A 17,656-nucleotide genomic window follows, 5' to 3' on the forward strand; every position below is an offset into this window, starting at 1 on the left:
GGCGTGTCTAATGCGTCAATAAAAAGCCCCGGGGATGCAGGTCGCCGGGGCTTTTTTTATTAGCGAATGTGGCGTTCGATGCCGGTCATCATCATGATGCGGGTGGATATTTCCTCGACGGAATAGTCCGTGGAGTTGAGGTAAGGGATACGCTCACGGCGGTACATCAGCTCCACTTCCTCTACTTCATAGTTGCATTGCTTGATGGACGCGTATTTGGAATTGGGTTTGCGCTCGTTACGAATGACGGCAAGGCGCTCGGGGTCTATGGTGAGGCCGAAAATCTTTTCACGGTAGCTACGCAGCGATTCCGGCAGGCGTTGGTCCAGAATGTCGTCTTCGGTCAGGGGAAAGTTGGCGGCCTTGATGCCGTATTGCAGCGCAAGATAAATGCACGTGGGGGTTTTACCGCTACGGGAGACGCCGACCAAAATGATATCCGCCTCATTATAGTAGCGAACGCGCGCGCCATCGTCGTTCTCCAGGGCGTAGTTCATAGCGTCGATACGACGGTTGTAGGAGGAGTTGCTGACGATAGAGTGGGACTTCCCGACAGTGTAAGTGGATTTTGATCCCAGCTCCTGTTCCAGGGGCTCCAGGAAGGTGCCAAATATATCAATCATATATCCCTGGCTTTTGCGTATTTCTGCGCGAATTTCACTATTGACGATAGTGTCGAATATGACGGGTTTATTCCCGTCTATTTCTGATGCTTTATCTATGCGGGCGACAGCTTTGCGGGCTTTTTCCAGTGAGTCGATATATGGCAGGGTGATCTTTTCAAATTCTATGAATTCAAACTGCGCCAGCAGACTCTGTCCCAGGGCTTCGGCGGTAATGCCTGTGCCGTCGGATATAAAAAATGCGGTTCTTTTCATGAAGTTTAACCTGCTCAAAGCATATAAAAGGCGGAAGTAATAGTTAGTTATGATTTAAATGTATCTGCGCGTTTCCTTTGTCGCGAGTCCCGCCGCCGACAAGACTGGCCTGGAATGTCACATTTGAAAGACTTGATCGTAATCGCCTAATTGCTAATTGTCTTCCTGTATTGTTGGGTGCAGAGCTCAGTATACAGATGCTAGACTACGCCGGATAAGTCGCTTATAAAGTGAATCACAAATAAGATTAGGCATAAACATCATAGGGATGGCTGCTACTTGTAGTTATCTCGGTAAACGGTTACAACTGTGTGGCGCCGCTGAGCTATGATTTGCGACATGCTTCGTAGTTTGACGCCAAACGCTATGATTTGACTAGGGAGAAGCACCTTGGAAGATTACATCATTTGGTTTGAAAGCCTGGGTATGGGCGATATCGACAAAGTGGGGGGGAAGAACGCCTCACTTGGCGAGATGATCAGTAACCTGGCTCACGCCGGGGTTACCGTTCCGTTGGGGTTCGCCACTACCGCTCACGCTTATCGTGAGTTCCTCCAAACTGAGGGATTGGATAAGCGTATTCATGATGAGCTGGCCAAGTTGGATGTGAACGATGTGGTAGCGTTAGCGGAAACCGGTTCCCGTATTCGCCAGTGGATCACTGACACTCCTTTCCCCAAGCAGTTGGATGAAGCGATCGCCTCTGGCGTCGCCAAACTGCAAGAAGGCAATCAGAATATGGCGGTGGCGGTTCGTTCCTCCGCTACTGCAGAAGACCTGCCGGACGCCTCTTTCGCAGGCCAGCAGGAAACATTCCTCAATATCGTCGGCGTCGACAACATCAGACACGCAGTGAAAGAAGTCTTTGCGTCTCTGTTTAATGATCGCGCTATTTCCTATCGCGCCCACCATGGCTTCGAGCACAGTCACGTGGCGTTGTCCGCGGGCATTCAGCGCATGGTGCGCAGTGAATCCGCATCCAGTGGGGTTATGTTCACCCTGGATACGGAGTCAGGCTTTAAAGACGTCGTGTTTATCACTGCGTCATACGGTTTGGGCGAAACGGTTGTGCAGGGTGCAGTGAACCCGGATGAGTTCTATGTTCACAAGCCCACATTCGAAGCCGGGCGTCCCGCTGTATTGCGTCGCAATCTTGGCAGCAAAGCCATCAAGATGGTATATGGCGATCACGGCTCCGCCGGCAAGTCCGTGCAGACTGTAAACGTCGATCAGGAAGATCGCGGCAAGTTTTCGCTGACTGATGCGGAAATTTATGAGCTGACGCGTCAGGCGTTGGTTATCGAAAAGCATTACGACCGTCCGATGGACATCGAGTGGGCGAAAGACGGCGACGACGGCAAGCTATATATCGTACAAGCGCGTCCAGAAACCGTTAAGAGCCGCGCTTCCGCCGTCATGGAGCGTTACCTGTTGAAAGAGAAGGGTAAAGTGCTGTGTGAAGGCCGTAGCATCGGTCAGAAGATCGGAAGCGGTCCGGTTCGCGTCATCACCAATATTTCCGAGATGGATAAGGTTAAGGATGGCGACGTATTGGTCACTGATATGACCGATCCTGATTGGGAGCCTGTAATGAAGCGCGCTTCGGCCATCGTGACGGATCGCGGCGGCCGCACCTGCCACGCGGCGATTATCGCTCGTGAGCTGGGCATCCCTGCGGTGGTCGGTTGCGGAGACGCCACCGAGCTGTTGCAGGACGGCGTGAATGTGACAGTCTCCTGCGCCGAAGGCGATACCGGTATGATCTATGAAGGTCTGCTGGACTTCGAACTGCAGAAAAACAGCGTTGAATCCATGCCTAAACTGCCGTTCAAAATCATGATGAACGTCGGTAACCCGGATCGCGCGTTTGACTTCCAGGCGTTGCCCAACGAAGGCGTGGGGCTGGCGCGTTTGGAGTTCATCATTAACCGTATGATCGGCGTGCATCCCAAGGCGCTGTTGAACTTCGACACCCTTCCTCGTGATGTTAAGCAAGTCGTGGAGAAGCGCATTTCCGGTTACTCTTCTCCTGTTGATTTTTACATCGAGAAGTTGGTCGAGGGCATTTCCACGTTGGCGGCGGCGTTTTACCCGCAGCGCGTCATTGTGCGTTTGTCTGACTTCAAGTCCAATGAGTACGCCAACCTGATCGGCGGCACCATCTATGAGCCGGAAGAAGAGAACCCCATGTTGGGCTTCCGCGGCGCCTCTCGCTACATTTCGGATTCTTTCCGCGACTGTTTTGAGCTGGAATGTCGCGCGTTGAAGAAAGTTCGCAATGAAATGGGCTTCACCAACGTGGAAATCATGGTTCCGTTTGTACGGACAGTGGGTGAAGCCAAGCAGGTAGTAGAGCTGCTTGAGCAAAATGAACTGCGTCGCGGCGACAACGGTCTGCGTCTGGTCATGATGTGTGAGCTGCCTGCCAATGCATTGTTAGCCGAACAGTTCCTGGAATACTTTGATGGTTTCTCCATCGGTTCCAATGACCTGACTCAGCTGACGCTAGGGCTAGATCGCGATTCCGGCATTGTGGCGCACTTGTTTGATGAACGTAACGATGCGGTGTTGCGTCTGCTATCTATGGCTATTCAGGCCTGTAAGAACGCTGGCAAATACATTGGTATCTGCGGACAGGGTCCATCCGATCACCCTGATTTCGCCAAGTGGCTGATGGACCAGGGTATCGATAGTGTCTCTTTGAACCCTGACTCTGTGCTGGATACTTGGTTTTTCCTGGCGGAAAAACACGCATAACGACAGCATTGGATATGTTTGCAAAGCCGGCTGAATGCCGGCTTTTTGCGTTTAGAAGGCATATTGTCTTATCAAACGCGCCTCAGAAACGTTCTACGTCTCGGCGTAGAGGAAGCAAAGGAGACTAAATGGTGGATGGGAAGCGTAGCGCTTTGATACTGGGGGCGAGTGGCCTTGTCGGTGGATTATGTCTTCGCCGCATACTTGCGTCAGCGTGCTATGAGCAAGTTACAGCAGTCGTGCGCCGCCCTCTTGAAGTAGAAAGTGAAAAGTTGGCTCAGAGAGTGGTCAACTTTGATCGGCTGGAGCAGGAACTGAGGGATATACGTGCGGATGACGTGTTTTGCTGCCTTGGTTCAACCATGAAAAAGGCGGGCAGTCAGGAGGCATTCAGTCGGGTCGATTATGCCTACCCTGCTGCTGCGGCTCGTGCTATGAAGCGTAATGGCTCCAGTCACTTTTTGCTGGTATCGGCTCTAGGGGCGTCAGAAAAGTCACTGTTTTTCTACAATCGCGTCAAAGGAAAGGCGGAGCGGGCAGTGCTGGAAGAAGACTTTCCCTTTGTGACGATTTTCAGGCCCTCGTTGTTGCTTGGTGAGCGTCATGAGTCTCGATTTTTGGAAGGAGTTGGCGTCAAAGCTGCGGCTTGGTTGAGCCCTGTTATGCAAGGACCGCTTAGAAAGTATGCCGGACTGGAGGCAAATAAATTGGCGTGTCGTATGGTCCGGGAAGCGGAGCAAGCTCTAACCTCAAGCCGATCATCCGTTCTGACGCTTGAATCCGATAGTTTGCAAAGGTCTCTATAAAAGACGGTCATGGCCGTTTAAGTTTCTTAGTAAAAGCCTTTTAATAATGCCTCTGCACTTTCATAAAAATATGGAGAACTAATAAGTGAAATATGTCACTCCGGATTTATGCGACGCATATCCACAGCTGGTTAAAGTAGTTGAGCCAATGTTTCAAAACTTCGGCGCCAAAAGCTCTTTTGGTGGAGAGATTGTGACGGTTAAGTGTTTTGAGGATAACTCCGTCGTCAAGCAGCAGGTGGATCAACCTGGGCGTGGTAAGGTCATGGTGGTGGATGGCGGCGGCTCCAGAAGGGCTGCGCTATTGGGGGATATGCTGGCGGAAAAAGCAGCGGCCAATGGGTGGGAAGGCATCATTATCTATGGATGCATCCGGGATGTAGATGTTATTCGCCAAACTGATCTTGGAGTCCAGGCATTAGGTACTCATCCCATGAAAACGGATAAAAGGGGAATGGGTGACTTGAATGTGGACATTACGTTTGGCGGCGTCACATTTAAACCCGGCCATTATGTCTATGCAGACAATAATGGCGTGATTGTATCTCCTGAGCCATTGAGTATGCCTCAAGAGTAACAGCCGTCCACAGAAACAAAAAAGGCGTCGAGCGACGCCTTTCATGGATGTCAATTGACGACCTTGGTGATCTCTACGCCTATGATGTATCTGTCCTCAGATACCGGAGTACATCTGATCACTTTGACGATGGTCTCAAAAGAAGGAAATGCCTCGTTGGATGAGGGGAGGGATGTCTGGAACTCCGCGCCTTCGGCGAACGGCTCTCCGATTTCGATGGACATTCCCGCTCCGCTGAGGTCTTTGCAAACCCCCGTTAAGCTTCTGCCTGTGTCGGCGATCGTCAACACAATTTCTGAGTCAACTTTCATACGGATGAAGTCACGTTTTTCGCTGTAATCGCGCATAGTTGTCAGTCTCATCGCGGCCTCACTTATTGTTATTGGGTCCTTAGTTTTATACGCTGCTAAAAAGGACCTGTCAAAGCTGGATTTGTTATAAGTTGGCCTATTGGTAGAACATTTGGTATGTGCTATTGAATCAAGGCACTACATATTGATAGCATGAAAACCTTTCCCCCCTTCCAAGCACACCCGCTTTCATTATTCCGGACGCGTTTTCAGCTCACTGAGGTATAAAAAATATAGTGATGAAAGTATCCGGTTATAAAAGGCTTTAAAGAAGCAAACGGACGTCTGCTTCCTTATATAAGAATAGTGTAGCACTCGTCCGCAAACATACCCGGATGCTATTGCGGACAAGTTCTTAGGAGGCGACTGCGTTACCAGCCAGCTTTTTTCTCTCTTTTGAACATGGGGACAATCAGGGCGATAATGACGCCAAGTAACACCAGTCCTCCACCCAATAGCATTTTGTCGCGCTCGTCGCTGTCTTTCAGGCGCAAATTTTCTGCAGAGAGCAATTCCACTTCGTTTTTCAGCTTCTCATTACTTTCTCTGAGCTCGCGATTACGGGTATCCAGAGCGATTGCGTTTTCGGAAATGCGCTTGATATTGCTAAGCTCCAGCTGAAGCTCTTTGTTGGACTTTTCCAGCTGCTCTCGAGCGCCGCCGAGGTTAGAGTTTTCGCCCTTGATCTGGTTGTACTCGTTCTGTAGGTCGTTAAATTTCTGCTGTAACGCGGTATATTGCTGCGTCATTCTATTGAGCTTGTCTCTGGCGACGGGCTCATTGATCAAAAAGCGGGTGGGTAGCCAGCCTTCAATACCTTCAGGGGTGCGGATAAGGCTATATCCAGACTCTGCGTTGGTTTGCAGATGCTCAACCGGCGTACCGCTTTTTACGCCTTTGTGGACGATACGAAACTCCAGGCCCTGGCCGCTTCGCAGCGGAGCGTACATGGTATCGTCAATATATTTCGTTTCGGCAAATGCAAATGAGGAAATTAGCAAGCCGGCTAATAAAAGCGCTTTTTTTCCCACGTTGTTATTCCTAATCAGTATGCGGTGACATGGTTGGAAAGCCCGGGCGCGTTTGTATCATCGTCTCAGTTTGAGTTGACCCTGCTTCCCGCTTTAAATAGCGGCAGCATTAGTCGAATGTTTTTTAAACTATATCGACAGGGTAGCGCAAGCGCCCAGAGCGTTTGGTTGTTCTCAGGGCAATACTTTTTTGAATGGCTTGACGGTAACTTTTTCATACACGCCCGCTTTAACATAGGGGTCGGCGTCCGCCCAGGCTTTAGCGTCCTCCAGTGATGGAAACTCCGCTATCACCACGCTGCCGCTGAAACCGGCCGGTCCTGGATCCATCGCGTCAACATGTGGAGTGGGGCCGGCGAGGATGAGGCGGCCTTGCTGTTTCAACGTTTCCAGACGCTGGAGGTGGTCTGGCCTTGCCTGCATTCTGTTTTCCAGGCTGTCAGCTTTGTCTTCTGCGTAAATGACGTAAAGCATTGTGAGACTCTTGATTCTTTGAGGTATGTTGGAAGTTTCTTTGTTAACTAAAAGGACTTGTTATCGCCATTACCTGTGGCGCTCTCGGATGGCGCTGGTTCGTCCTCTTCCATGTGGCGGCTGATGTAAACGCCCTGCATCAATGCGAAAACCAGGGATAGACCGAGCATGCCGAATAGCTTGAAATTAACCCACTGGTCTTGGGTGTAGTGGTAGGCGACATACAAGTTGAGCGCCCCCAGCAGGGTGTTAAAGATAACCCAGGAATAGTTCAGCTTGGACCATGCGTGTTGCGGCAGGCTGATGTTCGCCTCCATCATACGCTGGTAGAGGTTCTTCTTGCTTACCCAGCCGCCAATCAAAAATACAACGGCCAGCAGCCAGCACACTACGCTGGGTTTCCACTTAATGAATGTGTCGTCTTTAAATAGAATCGTGGCGCCGCCCAGTATCACGACGATAACCAGGGCGATTAAATGCATCTTTTCCACTTTTCTATATTTAAACCAGGAGAAGGCGACTTGTGCGATGGTGGCGGGTATAAGTGCGGCGGTGGCGGTGACGATATCGTTAGTCGCTTTATAGACTACAAAAAAAAGAATAATCGGGAAAAAATCAAATAACAGTTTCATAGGTAGCCGTGTCGTTTGGCGACGGTCAGTTGGGCCGTCGGCGGTTATTGTCTCCCACAATGATGCAAGTTTAGGCGTGCGGAGAACTTTTTTAATTAGAACTTAAATTAGACGAGATGATACTGTATTTTCTACTAGCGTTGTACTTTAGGGTTTTGTAACCATTTATGCAGATTGTCAATCATGACTTCGATCTTCACTGTCACACCACCGCTTCGGATGGCTCCCGAAGTCCTGCAGAGCTGTTGGAGCTGGCCGTCAGCCGGGGACTGACAACTTTAGCTATCACGGATCACGATACCGTGGAAGGGATGCGTTCTTTGATGGATGCGTCATTGGATAAGGCGCAAGGGATCAGGCTGATTGCCGGTGCGGAGTTCTCATGCCTATGGCAAGGAATGACGCTGCATATGCTGGCGTTTGATTTTGATCTGGAGGGCGGTGACGTTGCAGTGCTGTTGGAGAAGCAGAAAACGCGACGTTTGGATCGCGCCAGAGTGATCGCCGAAAAATTGGAGAGAAAGCTGAAGATCGCCGATTTATACGCTCGAGCGGAAGCCTATGCGGAGAGCGGCGTGCCGGCTCGCCCGCACTTTGCCCAGGCGTTAGTGGAAATGGAAGCGGTTGAATCAATTGATGTGGCTTTCAAGAAGTACCTGGGCGCAGGGAAGATTGGCGATGTGAAGTTGTATTGGCCGGATCTTGAAGAAGTTCTCTCTGCGGTGAAACGTAGCAAGGGATATAGCTCCTTGGCGCACCCTTTCAAATACAAAATGACGGCTACGAAACTGCGGCGTTTAATGGGGGAAATTAAAGCCTGTGGCGGAGATGCGGTGGAGGTGTCGGTGCCCGACATCAACTCTGGCGAGTTCGGCTGGATTCAGCAGGAGGCCGGAAAGCTTGGGTTGGCGCAATCCGCCGGTAGCGACTATCACGGCGCTATGATGCCTTGGCGTCAATTGGGTAGATTTCCCAAAATGGCGCCATCTTTACCCAGTCTCATTGACATCTTGCTCGCGCGACAATAAATGAACACTCATGGATAGATGCAAGGTTGTCGGAGACAACGCTTTTAGTTTCTACATTGGACACATGGAAATTTTGCAAGCGCTACATCAGGCGCTTTCCTCCGCCCGTCACTATATATTTATTGAAATGTATTTGGTGGAGAGAGGGCGGGCCTTTCAGTGGGTGTATGCCTTATTGGAAGAGGCGTCGAATCGTGGGGTACAGGTATTTTTACTGCTGGATGATTTTGGCTCCCGCCCCGTGCTACGGGACCTCTTTTTATCTCATGCCTTGCCGGCGAATATCCATGTCGCTGCATACAATCCCATAAATTATCGACGTTGGACTCGAAACTTCAACAGAGATCATCGCAAACTGGTGTTAGTGGACGGCGAGGTGGCGTTGGTCGGTGGTTTTGGGATTACGGATGACTTTTTTCCGCAGACTCCAGATCCCGGCGAACCTGTCCCAGAAATGGCATACGAGTCGATTGGCGACGAGGCGGGGGCGGCCTGGCTGGATGTGGCGGTGACTATCTCCGGACCAGTGTTGACGGACTGGGATAGGGGGTTTCGGGAAGTCTGGCGTGAAAGCAGCGAGACCATACTGCCTTTGGGGCGTACGGCGGCGAAAGGGGGCGAGATGACTGGGCGCGCCGCTTTTGGTTGGGGGTGGCGTAAACAGGATATTGTGCGTGAGTTACTGCGCCGCATTAAGCGCTCCCACGGCAGCCTGCAGATTATCACTCCTTATTTCGTTACATCTTGGCGGGTCAGGCGCGCTTTACGTTGGGCGGCTCGAAAAGGGGTTAAAGTACAGATTATCGTTCCGGGATTGACCAGTGACCACCCGGGAGTGACTTATGCCGCGCGGCGTCATTATCGCTCTTTACTGCGAGCGGGAGTGGCATTGTATGAATACCAGCCGACGTTTATTCACGCCAAAGTATATATATGCGACGACTGGTGTTCAGTTGGTTCATTCAATCTCGATCATTGGACATATCGCTGGAACCTGGAAGCGAATCAGGAAGTGTGGAATGCGGAGTTCGCCACCCAAGTGGCTGGCTTTTTCGAACAGTGTCGTAAGAAGAGCAGGGCGGTAACCTTGGACTCTTTGAATAGAATGGGTTGGTATGGTCGGCTGATGGTCTATTTGATGGGGAAGTTAGACGAGCTGTTGATTCGGTTTCTGAGGTAGCGCGACCCTCGACAAGGTGTGAGGGCCGCCTAAAAAAGCCTACTGCTTAGCGTGATAAAGCAGGTATAGATCGGTTAGATTCTCAGGAATCTGGTCCGCCATCTCCGCCATCAGCTTGTCATTGTGTTTTATGTCCTCGAAGTCTTCATCCTCAAAGAGTTCAGAGTGCGCCATCATGGGTAGCAAGAGTGACGCCACCGCAGCTTCGTCGTAGCCTTCAAACCACTGCTTTTCATTGCTCAAGAAGCCTTCAATGAATCCTGCAGACCAGTTAGCCAGTGCGTCTTCATCGTCAAAAATTTCTTCTGGTACGGAGACGTTTTCTTCGCTGTGAAGTTGCTGTTCGATATGTTTGAACAGCTTCAGAATGGCTTGTTTGATTGCCTCAAGTTCTTGGCTCTCCAGTTGGCAGGAGTCGTCCAGAATAAGGCGTAGCCACTCGTTGACGTCCGCATCCGCCGGACCAACGGCAAAGGCGCTCAAGAGACCGTGAATCCCAAATAGATCCAGGTTTTCTTCTTCTTGGTCGTTGTCGAACAACAATGACTCAAGATGGTCGATTTCCTGGGAGGTAAAGGGAAAAGCTTCGGATTGCATGACGGGTTCCTTAGAGGACGCTTTGAATCAGTCTAATTTATGCCGATAGTGGATGCTACAGCAAAAATGTGAAGTATTAATATCCGCGTTTTGCACCGACATGATCGTCCCGTTTATAAGGTTTGCGGTATGTCTCGGTCTGAACCAGGAGCAAAAAGCGAGACGCCGACGGCTGGCGTTGCGGCCCGCCGTCGGCGCGTCATTGTGCCGGTTATCGCCGGCTTAGGCTTGTGACGCCTTGCTGTCCTGTGATGAAGGTTTGTCTTCAGCCTTTACATCGGAGACGGTCGCTTCCGGAGCGCTGGGAGCGCTCTTGGGAGACTCTGCTTCCTCGCGAGGTTTCTCGGCCGCTGGAGCTGGCGCCTTTTTAGGCTGCTCAGGCTCTTTCATTTCCGTCTTGGACTCGATGGTTGCCGCTTCGGGGGCTTTGGGAGCCGCCATTTGCCGGGTTGCCATTGCTCCAGTCGCGCCATTGCCGGCGGGAGTCTTCTGAGCCTGTATGCGTTTGCGTACCTCACGAGGGTCGTTGAAGGCCCGCTTAGGCTCTTCTTCCGCAGCTGCCTCAGTAGGTTTGTCGGAAAGTTTCTTCTCTGCTGTTGGCTCTGGCGCGGTTTTGGTTGCGCTTTTGTCCGTCGCAGGCGCTGTGTCTGGCTTCTCTTTGGGCTCTGTGGTCGCCTCTTTCTTTGGTCGCTCGACAGCGGGCGCCTTAGCCATACGCTCCTCTTTCTTGTCTTCCTTGTTTTTACTTTCCGCAGAAGGGCTGTCCACCTCAGGCGCGCTTGCTTTCGCTTGTGAGACGGGTTTTTCTAGCGAGCTTTTGGGCGTCTCTTCTGATTTGGTCTCCGTAGCCTCTCGCTTAGGGCGCCGCGCTTTGTTGCGAGGATCATTCTCCGCCCGGGATCTGCGCTCAGGCTTTTCCTTCTCGCCTTCGCTTGCGTCCTGCTTGGCTTCAACGCCATCGTGTTTGCGTTGGCGTGAATCCGCATCGGAGTGTTTTGCTGACTGCGCTGACGCGCGATCTTGCGGCGCCTTACTCTGGTCAGCGGATTCATGGGGCTGCTTTTCTGATTGCTGAGCAGGCGCTGCGCTTTTCTCTTCCGCTTGGGTCTGCGACGGTTGGACGCTGTCGGAGCTCTCTGCTCCAGCAATAGCTTCTACAGACTTGTTCCACACCTCTTTAGCGATTTCAGCCTTCACAGGTTCTTCTGCGACGCTGGCGGCTGCAGTGGGAGTGATGCGCTCTACAGTCTCCTCGGTCACTTTCTCCTGGGTTTCAGGTTTGTCTTGGCGCTCAGGTCTGTCCTGGCGCTGTGGGCGAGGGACGGGTTTGCCGGAGGAGCGATCGCGCCTCGGGCGGCTAAACTCCGATTTTTCCTGGCTGCTTGACTCCGCTTTCGGTGATTCGTTGCGGCCTTTTTGGTCGCGCTGAGAGTCGCCTTTGTTGGAGTCGCGGTCGCGTTGGCGTCTATCTTTCTGTCCGTCGTTGCGCTCATTGCGTTCGTTGCGGCGCTGGTTACGATCATCATTGCGACCACGGTTGCCGCGACGGTTATCCTGTCCGCCATCCCGGGATTCGGCTTGGCGGGAATCCTGACGTTGATTGTCGCGTTGCCCGTCCTGACGGTCCCGTACTTTAACTTTTCTGCGGCCGGCGTCTTTGTCTTGTGACGTTTGCGGAGACTCTGTAACAGTAATCTTGAGATCGCTGTCTTTCTTTTCACCAGAGAACATCTTTGACACTTTCTGGCGCAGGCGTTTCAGCAGGCCGACTTCCTCGCTTGGAGCGGTAGGCGTGGAGCTGGGCACGATGGTTTTTACTGCGGCTTCCTGGCGCACAACTTCTTTGTGCAGCAGGCTTTCAACCGGATTTTTCTCTTCCATCTCAGGCTTCACGTTGTAGCTGATCTCGCTAACATTGGCGTTGTCGTCCCGGATGCGCTGAACTTCGAAGTGAGGGGTGTCCATATGCGAGTTCGGGACTACAATCACTTTCACGCCATGACGCTTTTGCGTTTTGGCTAAATTCTCACGTTTTTCGTTCAGCAGGTATGTGGCGACGCTGATTGGGCAGATTGCGCGGACTTCCGCTGTACGCTCTTTAAACGCTTCCTCTTCGATCAGTCGCATGACGGAAAGAGCAAGAGACTCTACTCCGCGAATAGAGCCCTGGCCTTTACAGCGGGGGCACATTTCGTTACGGGTTTCGCCTAATGATGGACGCAGGCGTTGGCGTGACATTTCCAATAAGCCGAAGCGGGAAATTTTGCCGATTTGCACGCGGGCGCGGTCCAATTCCAGCGCCTCTTTCAGGCGATTCTCCACCTCACGCTGGTTCTTGTTGGGCGTCATGTCGATAAAGTCGATAACGATCAGACCGCCAATATCGCGCAGACGCAGTTGGCGTGCGATTTCGTCTGCTGCTTCCAGGTTGGTTTGCAGTGCGGTCTCTTCAATGTCGCCCCCTTTGGTGGCGCGAGCAGAGTTGATGTCGATAGAAACCAGGGCTTCGGTAGGATCTATAACAATAGAGCCGCCGGACGGGAGTTTTACCTCTCTCTGGAACGCGGTTTCGATCTGGCTTTCAATCTGGTAGCGATTGAACAGAGGGATATCATCTTGGTACAGCTTGATACGGTTTTCGAAGTTTGGCATCACCGCTTTTACAAAGTTGAGCGCGTCCTGATGCACCTGAGGGTGGTCGATCAGAACTTCGCCAATATCCTGGCGCAAGTAGTCGCGGGTGGCGCGGATGACTACGTTACTCTCCTGATAGATCAGGAAGGGGGCTGGTTTGCTATCTGATGCGTGACGGATGGAGTCCCAGAATTGCAGCAGGTAGTCCAAGTCTCTTTGCAGCTCTTTGGAGGAGCGGCCAACGCCCGCAGTGCGGATAATCAGTCCCATGTCTTTGGGGACTGTCAGGCCTGACATGGCGTCTTTCAATTGGTCGCGATCATCGCCTTCAATACGACGAGAAATGCCGCCCGCGCGGGGGTTGTTTGGCATTAGCACCAAGTAGCGGCCAGCCAGACTGATGAATGTCGTGAGAGCTGCGCCTTTATTGCCGCGCTCTTCTTTATCCACCTGGATAATGATTTCCTGACCTTCCTGCAGCAAATCCTTGATGTTCATCTTGCCGCCTTTTTGCGGCTGACTCTTGAAATATTCGCGGGAAATTTCTTTTAGGGGCAGGAAGCCGTGGCGCTCTGCGCCGAAGTCTACAAAGGCGGCCTCAAGGCTGGGCTCTATGCGGGTAATTTTGCCTTTATAGATATTGGATTTTTTTTGCTCGCGGGTGCCGGACTCAATGTCCAGGTCGTACAGTTTTTGTCCGTCAACGAGGGCTACACGCAACTCCTCTGGTTGAGTTGCGTTGATCAACATTCGCTTCATTTATGTTTTTGTCCCACTCAGTGTTCTGTGGGCGCCAAAAACCGCTTAAGCAAGTCGGAACGGTGATGCGTGAGGCCACAGCGGAGATGTGCTGGTGGACCATGGGATGGGATCATCCGGGTCAACCATAGAGTTACAGATTGTGCCTCTATTGTGCGAGCCGTACATTATCTATGCGTGCGCCGTGTCGTCACTAGTTTTCCACCCTCTTTTATAATCAGAGGGTGGGCGGGAAGGTAATTGCCCCTACCGCGGGAATTCGTTCCGCCTGGATATGCGTCTCTCGGCGCCGTTTTATCGGTTGCCAGTCTGATTACAGCATATAGGCTTGGAGTCAACGCTCGGTTTATAACCCGTGTTCAACTCTGTATAATCTCTTCGCGCCTGATGTTATGTCATCGCTCAGCTATTCGGATGCTAAATGGCCTACCTTTTTCCGCCGAGTTAGCGCCTTGAAAATATAGCAGTTAAACCCCTGGCATTCAATCACGTTTGTTTTGTCCGGTTTTTATTCAAGAATATTTGCGATTTACGCCAGAGTTAAATATTTGTGACTAAGTTAGATGGCGGGGCCGGCGTCGGCGCCCGAGTTGTTACTATCGATAGTGGGTCTGATGGCCAACGCCTGGATAACTTTCTGGTGCGAGAGCTGAAAGGCGTGCCGAAGGGGAAAATATATAAAATAATTCGCAAGGGAGAGGTGCGAATAAATAAAGGGCGATGCAAGCCCGAGACAAAACTGAAAAGCGGAGACTTGGTTAGAATTCCTCCCATTCGTGTATCGGAAACGGATAATTCAGAACCTGTTATACCCGCTGGTCTGATAGAGTTGATCTCTCAATCAACGCTGTTTGAGAATGACGAGCTGCTTATCATAAATAAGCCATGCGGCGTAGCTGTCCATGGTGGAAGCGGCGTCAGCTTCGGCATCATTGAAATTCTTCGCGCTGCGCGCCAGGACTTGCGTTTTCTTGAATTGGCTCATCGACTTGATCGCGACACATCTGGTGTTTTAGTGCTGGCGAAAAAGCGCCGGGCCTTGGTGCAGTTCCATGATATGTTGAAAACTGGCAGGGTGGAGAAAATCTATCATGCTTGGGTGTGTGGGAAATGGCCTAAGCATAAGTCAGTAATAACCGCTCCGCTGAAAAAAAATGTTCTGCGTTCTGGGGAGCGTATGGTGAGTGTCAGTGAAGATGGCAAGGCCAGTGAGACGCGTTTCAGGGTGTTGTATTCCGGTGCGGAGCGCTCTTTGGTTGAGGCTCAGCCAATTACGGGGAGAACGCATCAGATTCGAGTGCATGCGAAATTTGCCGGACACCCTATCATTGGCGATGACAAATACTGCGACTCGGAAACGAATAAGGTCTACCGGGATAGCGGCGTTAAAAGGTTGTGCCTGCACGCCTACTCGTTGCGTTTGAGTTGGCCTGATCGCCCAGAGCAAAAGATCGTATGTGAGTGGGATGAAGACTATTCCCCTGTGCTGAGAAGTTAGCGTCGAAATCATATGTATAAGTTGTTGATATTTGATTGGGATGGGACTTTGGCTGACTCCACTTCTCATATCGTGGACTGTTTGGAGGCGGCCAGTAAAAAAATGCAGGCGCCTTTTCCGGGAAGAGAGGCGGCCAAGAATATAATCGGGCTTGGTTTGTCTGAGGCGATTATCGAGTTATTTGGCATTGAGGATCAGATGTTTGTCGATGGCTTTAAAGAGGCGTATTCGGCGCAGTTCCTGTTGGCGGAGATAACTCGGAGCGGGCTGTATCCGGGGGTTATTGATATGCTGGATGGGCTGCGTAAGGCTAGATATCTGACTGCAATTGCAACAGGTAAGAGTCGTCGCGGCATGGATAGAGCGCTCAATGCAATGGAGATGTGTGCGTACTTCGATGCTGTCAGGTGTGCGGACGAGACCCGTTCCAAGCCGGACCCGCTTATGCTGCAGGAGTTGTTGGGCGAGTTTTCGCTACAGCCGCATGAAGCAGTGATGGTTGGGGACACAGAGTACGATATGGAGATGGCTATGCGATTGGGTATGGATCGTGTAGCGTTGTCTCATGGCGCCCATCAAGTTTTCCGGTTGCAAAAATATGGGCCGGTAGCGGTCGTGGATAATGTGGCTGAGTTGCAGAAATTGTTTCTGTGATGGCCTTGTAGTTGTGACTATGGATGTTAAGACCAAGCTAGCAGGTGTGTAAAAGCGAATATGTTTGAAAATTCTGAAGATAAAGCGATGCGGGAGTCTTCTGGGCAGCCAGGAAACCAAAAAGAGTGGCGTCTTATTGAAAAAATGGTGATGAGTTCTCTCAGCGAGCAACGCAAGGCGCGTCGCTGGGGGATTTTTTTTAAGTCACTGACCTTTTTGTACCTGTTTTTCATTGTGATTGCTCTCAGTCCCGGCGTAGGTAAAAACGTTGCTGCGCGTACAGAGCCTCATACGGCGGTAATTGAAGTGAACGGCGTTATCGCCGCCTCTGAGGAGGCTAATGCGGACGCCATCGTATCTGCGTTACGGGATGCATTCGAAGAGGATGCAGCCAAGGCGGTTATCTTGCGTATCAATAGTCCTGGCGGAAGCCCGGTCCAGGCGGGCTATGTTTATGATGAGATTGGTCGCCTGAAAGGCGAGCATCCAGATAAGAAAGTGTACGCGGTGATTATGGATATTGGCGCCAGCGGGGCTTACTACATCGCGGCGGCGGCGGATGAGATTTATGCTGATAAGGCGAGTCTGGTAGGGTCTATTGGTGTGACCGCATCTGGTTTTGGGTTTGTTGATGCGATGGATAAGTTGGGTGTCGAGCGCCGAATTTTCACCGCCGGCGAGCACAAGTCCTTTTTGGATCCTTTTGTGCCAGTTAAAGAGGATGAGCGCGAACTGTGGCAGGGTGTATTGAATACAACTCATAAGCAGTTTATTGAGCAGGTTGAGAAAGGCCGGGGTGACCGCATTCATAAAGATAATCCGCTGCTATATTCTGGAATGATCTGGAGTGGTGAGCAGGCTTTGGGGTTGGGATTGATTGATGGTCTGGGTAGCTCTGGTTATGTGGCCAGAGAGGTTGTGAAAGCGGAAAAGCTTATTAACTACACACCGAAGCGCAATCCATTTGATGAGCTGCTCGGAAAGTTGGGGGTTGGTGTTGGAAAGGGGGTTGCTCAGGCTGTATTGGGTTCTGGGCCTCAGCTTCAGTAAGTGCTCTCCTTCTTTTGATAAATGATTGTGATGAAGGGTTACGGTATGCGTAACCCTTCTTTTTTGAGTAGCGTGATCAGGTCGATTAGAGGGAGGCCGATAAGTGTGTTGGGGTCCTTTCCTTCTATTTTTTCAAATAAGCTAATCCCCAGGCCTTCGACTTTGAAGCTGCCAAGGCAGTCAAAGGGTTCTTCGAGTTCAAGATAGCGCTCGATTTCCTCTTTTGATAACTCTCTGAAATAGACGGTTTGCCAGTCGACGCAAGTTCTAACGGTGTTGAGTCTGGTGTTTATTAGCGCCAGTCCGCTATAAAAGGTCACCGATTTGCCTGAACAGGCGGTTAACTGCTTGGCGGCATTGGCTTTGTCGCCAGGCTTTCTGAGTAACTTTCCATCAAGTGCGGCCGTTTGGTCGGAGCCAATTATCAAGTGGTCTGGAAACTGTTTGCGGAGGCTTTCCGCCTTTTCTTTCGCGAAGTTGATGGCTATATCTTTGGGGTGGCTAGTTGGCGCCGTATTTTCGTCAAAGCATGGGGCGGCCTGTTGAAAACTCAGGTTTAGCTTTTGTAACAATGCGGCTCGGTAAGGAGAGGTTGAGCCTAATATAATAGAGGGAGGCGTGTTTTTATTCGTCATCTTTGGGGCTTAAGCTTTGTAATAGGGGCGAATAGTCGATTTGCGGCTCTTTTATCGCTTTAATTCCGTGATTTTGCAATCATCTCTTTGACTTTGTTTGGGCGCATCACTAGAAT

Annotated in this window: 16 protein-coding genes; 8 read left to right on the forward strand and 8 right to left on the reverse strand. The window is 51.2% G+C overall.

The genetic code is table 11. The annotated features are described in order from the left end of the window. Nucleotides 1-59 precede the first annotated feature (59 nt). Nucleotides 60-878 carry a posphoenolpyruvate synthetase regulatory kinase/phosphorylase PpsR gene (gene ppsR / locus O5O45_RS04900; RefSeq protein ID WP_011396022.1) on the reverse strand — a complete coding sequence of 273 codons (819 nt, stop codon included), beginning with the start codon at nt 876-878 and terminating at the stop codon, nt 60-62. Between the two features lie 426 nt (nt 879-1,304). Between ppsR and ppsA the strand changes: the two genes are divergently transcribed. The 3 genes from ppsA (at nt 1,305) to rraA (ending at nt 5,018) form a co-directional block, all read left to right on the forward strand. Beyond that, on the forward strand, nt 1,305-3,635 hold the full coding sequence (gene ppsA, locus O5O45_RS04905; RefSeq protein WP_371747996.1) for a phosphoenolpyruvate synthase: 2,331 nt from the start codon (nt 1,305-1,307) through the stop codon (nt 3,633-3,635). 128 nt (nt 3,636-3,763) lie between these two features. Beyond that, nucleotides 3,764-4,441, forward strand: coding sequence for an NAD(P)H-binding protein (locus O5O45_RS04910; protein WP_305904143.1), 678 nt, complete (start codon nt 3,764-3,766; stop codon nt 4,439-4,441). 85 nt (nt 4,442-4,526) lie between these two features. Then, nucleotides 4,527-5,018: a ribonuclease E activity regulator RraA gene (gene rraA / locus O5O45_RS04915; RefSeq protein WP_305904144.1), complete on the forward strand. Its 492-nt coding sequence runs from the start codon at nt 4,527-4,529 to the stop codon at nt 5,016-5,018. Nucleotides 5,019-5,068: 50 nt separating this feature from the next. Here rraA and O5O45_RS04920 read toward each other — a convergent pair whose 3' ends face one another. From O5O45_RS04920 to O5O45_RS04935, 4 genes are all read right to left on the reverse strand, one after another. After that, on the reverse strand, nt 5,069-5,380 hold the full coding sequence (locus O5O45_RS04920; RefSeq protein ID WP_305904145.1) for a PilZ domain-containing protein: 312 nt from the start codon (nt 5,378-5,380) through the stop codon (nt 5,069-5,071). A 359-nt stretch (nt 5,381-5,739) separates the two neighbouring features. After that, the gene (locus O5O45_RS04925; RefSeq protein ID WP_371747963.1) at nt 5,740-6,318 is read right to left on the reverse strand and encodes a TIGR04211 family SH3 domain-containing protein; all 579 of its coding nucleotides are present in this window, start codon (nt 6,316-6,318) and stop codon (nt 5,740-5,742) included. 255 nt (nt 6,319-6,573) lie between these two features. After that, on the reverse strand, nt 6,574-6,873 hold the full coding sequence (locus O5O45_RS04930; RefSeq protein WP_305904147.1) for a YciI family protein: 300 nt from the start codon (nt 6,871-6,873) through the stop codon (nt 6,574-6,576). Nucleotides 6,874-6,920: 47 nt separating this feature from the next. Then, nucleotides 6,921-7,505, reverse strand: a complete 585-nt coding sequence (locus O5O45_RS04935; protein ID WP_305904148.1) for a septation protein A — start codon at nt 7,503-7,505, stop codon at nt 6,921-6,923. A gap of 167 nt (nt 7,506-7,672) precedes the next feature. Between O5O45_RS04935 and O5O45_RS04940 the strand changes: the two genes are divergently transcribed. Both O5O45_RS04940 and O5O45_RS04945 read left to right on the forward strand, forming a co-directional pair. Next, the gene (locus O5O45_RS04940) at nt 7,673-8,533 is read left to right on the forward strand and encodes a PHP domain-containing protein (RefSeq protein ID WP_305904149.1); all 861 of its coding nucleotides are present in this window, start codon (nt 7,673-7,675) and stop codon (nt 8,531-8,533) included. Nucleotides 8,534-8,543: 10 nt separating this feature from the next. Continuing rightward, on the forward strand, nt 8,544-9,713 hold the full coding sequence (locus O5O45_RS04945) for a phospholipase D-like domain-containing protein (protein ID WP_305904150.1): 1,170 nt from the start codon (nt 8,544-8,546) through the stop codon (nt 9,711-9,713). A gap of 39 nt (nt 9,714-9,752) precedes the next feature. On the opposite strand, the gene O5O45_RS04950 is transcribed toward O5O45_RS04945, so the two are convergent. Both O5O45_RS04950 and rne read right to left on the reverse strand, forming a co-directional pair. Beyond that, complete coding sequence (locus tag O5O45_RS04950; RefSeq protein ID WP_305904151.1) at nt 9,753-10,310, reverse strand: YecA/YgfB family protein; 558 nt, start codon at nt 10,308-10,310, stop codon at nt 9,753-9,755. Between the two features lie 222 nt (nt 10,311-10,532). After that, nucleotides 10,533-13,703: a ribonuclease E gene (rne, locus tag O5O45_RS04955; RefSeq protein ID WP_305904152.1), complete on the reverse strand. Its 3,171-nt coding sequence runs from the start codon at nt 13,701-13,703 to the stop codon at nt 10,533-10,535. A 550-nt stretch (nt 13,704-14,253) separates the two neighbouring features. Here rne and O5O45_RS04960 point away from each other — a divergent pair. From O5O45_RS04960 to O5O45_RS04970, 3 genes are read left to right on the forward strand one after another with little or no spacing between them, the layout of a single operon-like run. Next, the gene (locus O5O45_RS04960) at nt 14,254-15,201 is read left to right on the forward strand and encodes an RluA family pseudouridine synthase (RefSeq protein ID WP_305904153.1); all 948 of its coding nucleotides are present in this window, start codon (nt 14,254-14,256) and stop codon (nt 15,199-15,201) included. 12 nt (nt 15,202-15,213) lie between these two features. After that, nucleotides 15,214-15,855, forward strand: coding sequence for an HAD-IA family hydrolase (locus tag O5O45_RS04965; RefSeq protein WP_305904154.1), 642 nt, complete (start codon nt 15,214-15,216; stop codon nt 15,853-15,855). Nucleotides 15,856-15,915: 60 nt separating this feature from the next. Continuing rightward, entirely contained in the window at nt 15,916-16,905 is a 990-nt protein-coding gene (locus O5O45_RS04970; protein WP_305904155.1) for a S49 family peptidase, read from the forward strand. A gap of 38 nt (nt 16,906-16,943) precedes the next feature. Here the strand turns inward: O5O45_RS04970 and O5O45_RS04975 are convergent, their stop codons facing one another. Then, on the reverse strand, nt 16,944-17,540 hold the full coding sequence (locus O5O45_RS04975; RefSeq protein WP_305904156.1) for a Maf family protein: 597 nt from the start codon (nt 17,538-17,540) through the stop codon (nt 16,944-16,946). Between the last annotated feature and the right edge of the window lie 116 nt (nt 17,541-17,656).

It is taken from the genome of Hahella sp. HNIBRBA332, assembly GCF_030719035.1.
Taxonomy (GTDB): domain Bacteria; phylum Pseudomonadota; class Gammaproteobacteria; order Pseudomonadales; family Oleiphilaceae; genus Hahella.

Bases quoted from the DNA above. Each gene is read 5' to 3' on its own strand.
- ppsR (WP_011396022.1), bottom strand. From the start codon at position 878: ATGAAAAGAACCGCATTTTTTATATCCGACGGCACAGGCATTACCGCC.
- ppsA (WP_371747996.1), top strand. From the start codon at position 1,305: ATGGGCGATATCGACAAAGTGGGGGGGAAGAACGCCTCACTTGGCGAG.
- O5O45_RS04910 (WP_305904143.1), top strand. From the start codon at position 3,764: ATGGTGGATGGGAAGCGTAGCGCTTTGATACTGGGGGCGAGTGGCCTT.
- O5O45_RS04920 (WP_305904145.1), bottom strand. From the start codon at position 5,380: ATGAGACTGACAACTATGCGCGATTACAGCGAAAAACGTGACTTCATC.
- O5O45_RS04925 (WP_371747963.1), bottom strand. From the start codon at position 6,318: ATGTACGCTCCGCTGCGAAGCGGCCAGGGCCTGGAGTTTCGTATCGTC.
- O5O45_RS04930 (WP_305904147.1), bottom strand. From the start codon at position 6,873: ATGCTTTACGTCATTTACGCAGAAGACAAAGCTGACAGCCTGGAAAAC.
- O5O45_RS04935 (WP_305904148.1), bottom strand. From the start codon at position 7,505: ATGAAACTGTTATTTGATTTTTTCCCGATTATTCTTTTTTTTGTAGTC.
- O5O45_RS04940 (WP_305904149.1), top strand. From the start codon at position 7,673: ATGCAGATTGTCAATCATGACTTCGATCTTCACTGTCACACCACCGCT.
- O5O45_RS04945 (WP_305904150.1), top strand. From the start codon at position 8,544: ATGGATAGATGCAAGGTTGTCGGAGACAACGCTTTTAGTTTCTACATT.
- O5O45_RS04950 (WP_305904151.1), bottom strand. From the start codon at position 10,310: ATGCAATCCGAAGCTTTTCCCTTTACCTCCCAGGAAATCGACCATCTT.
- rne (WP_305904152.1), bottom strand. From the start codon at position 13,703: ATGAAGCGAATGTTGATCAACGCAACTCAACCAGAGGAGTTGCGTGTA.
- O5O45_RS04965 (WP_305904154.1), top strand. From the start codon at position 15,214: ATGTATAAGTTGTTGATATTTGATTGGGATGGGACTTTGGCTGACTCC.
- O5O45_RS04970 (WP_305904155.1), top strand. From the start codon at position 15,916: ATGTTTGAAAATTCTGAAGATAAAGCGATGCGGGAGTCTTCTGGGCAG.
- O5O45_RS04975 (WP_305904156.1), bottom strand. From the start codon at position 17,540: ATGACGAATAAAAACACGCCTCCCTCTATTATATTAGGCTCAACCTCT.